Here is a 2128-nt window from a genome sequence, read left to right as displayed (position 1 = left end):
AGCATCTTCTGTGCTCTTTCCCACCGATCCGGAAAAGTTCTCCATGGTTCCGGGCTCGCCTTTTGCCTACTGGGTATCCGATCAATTACGTCAGCTCTTCGTGGATTTGCCATCATTTGAGGGGAACGGAAGGACGGTCAAGCAGGGATTAGCGACGGCTGATGATTTCCGCTTTGTTCGGGCATGGTGGGAAGTTAATCCCGCCGGCGTAGTCGGTGGAACCTCAGAAACAACACCTGATGAGTTTAGAGCGCAAACATTTACTGGTAAAAAATGGGTGCCGTTTGCAAAGGGGGGAGATTACTCACCTTACTATGCAGATTTTCATCTGCTGGTAAATTGGGATAAGGATGGTAAGGAAATTAAGGATTTTAAAGATCCGAAATCGGGGAAGAACTACTCTCGACCACAGAACACCGAATATTATTTTCGGCCGGGTTTAACGTGGCCATTGAGAGCATCTCATTTCTCCCCACAAATACTACCAAAAGGTTGTATATTTAGTGTAAGAAGTTATTGTGCCTTCACTCCTGAAAATGAACTTAATGCCGCGTTGACAATATTTGGTTCGTCAACATTCGACTATTTATTTAAGATGATGCTTGGACGATTTGGATATCCCGAGTTTATAGTAGGAATTCTAAAAAAAATGCCATGGCCAGATTTCAATCAAAATTTATCAGAAATCGAAGTAATGTCTCAAAAGATGTGGGGACATTATGCCGAATTAAATCGCTCTGACGAGTCTATACATACTTTTTACTGCCCAATTCTAAAGAATCCAGAAGGGGATCTTTCACAAGAAGAATCAAACAATATTATTCTCAACGAAATTAATCAGATTCAAGATCTAATCGATCAAACAGGTTTTTCCTTTTATGATATATCGATAGAAGATATAGCTTCTGTTGTCGATTCCAGCGAGAATCGTCCATCTCCAGAAAATATCGGTTCAACAGGACCCTCCTCATTTTCGGAAAATCTCGTTTCTTACATGGCTGGTTGCGTCTTCGGCCGCTGGGACATCCTGTACGCCACTGGTGAGAAAGAAACTCCCGAACTTCCCGATCCCATCGCTCCCCTGCCAGCGTGTCCTCCCGGAATGCTGCTAGGAGATGACTGCCTGCCACTTGAACTGCAAGAAATCCCTGAAGACTATCCCCTCGCCGTTGATGCCGATGGTATTCTCGTCGATGACGAAGGGCATTCAGATGACATCATTGCTCGTATTCGCGATGTACTCACGGTAATCTGGAGCGACCGGGCTGATGTCATCGAGAAGGAAGCCTGCGACATCCTCGGGGTGAAATCCTTGCGGGACTACTTCCGCAAGCCCGCTACCGGCGGGTTCTGGGACGAACACGTGAAACGTTACTCCAAGAGCCGACGGAAAGCCCCCATCTACTGGCTGCTCCAGTCGGCGAAGAAGAACTACGCCATCTGGATCTACTATCCGCGGATGGATGGAGACACGCTCTACAAGGCTCTAGGGTATGCGAAGGACAAGCTCGCCATGGAGGAGCGACGGCTGGAAGATCTGCAGGGCGAACGGGAGCAGCTGGGTACCGGCGGGGCGGCGGTGAAGAGACTGGAGAAGGAGATCGATGGCCAGGAGGCGTTCATCAGCGAGCTGCACGACTTCGTGGAGAAACTGGAGCGGGCGGCGAACCTCGATCTCATCCCGGAGCATGACGACGGCGTGGTTCTCACCATCGCACCGCTCTGGGAGCTGGTGCCTTGGAGGGAGCCGAAAAATTACTGGGATGAGCTGATCGAAGGGAAGTACGAGTGGTCGTCGATCGGGAAGCAGCTTGCGGAGAAAGGAATGGTGAGGAGGAGTTAGTCTATGGGGCATGTGAGTGAATATATCAAAGAGATGGTCGCCAAGCAGGTAAAGGACAACCATCTCGTGGTCTGGTTTGACCCGGAAGAGATCTATAGAGATATTGTTGCGGATCTTGAGACCCCCGGGGCCACGGCCACGCAGTACCGGGAGTCGTTCTTCGAACTGCGCCACGATATCGCGCCGCTCATGCGCGGCGAGGACCCGCCGGATCTCCTCATCTATGTCCCGCTCTCCGAAGAAAAAACCGACAACGCCCTCATCACCTATACCTCGGCAGGCATC

2 protein-coding genes are annotated in these 2128 nt (G+C 50.1%); both read left to right on the top strand.

Annotation, left to right across the window (positions count from 1 at the left end; translation table 11 throughout):
• Positions 1-1843: hypothetical protein (locus tag QCH34_RS11300; protein WP_300334214.1), on the top strand; the 1843-nt coding region annotated here is incomplete at its 5' end.
• Positions 1844-1846: 3 nt separating this feature from the next.
• Positions 1847-2128 (top strand): hypothetical protein (locus QCH34_RS11295; RefSeq protein WP_300334212.1); only part of this gene is annotated, 282 nt, incomplete at its 3' end.

Source organism: Methanocalculus sp. (assembly GCF_029762515.1).
Classification (GTDB): domain Archaea; phylum Halobacteriota; class Methanomicrobia; order Methanomicrobiales; family Methanocorpusculaceae; genus Methanocalculus.
The sequence above is the reverse complement of the archived record's forward strand: the minus strand, read 5'-3'. Positions and strand labels throughout refer to the sequence as shown.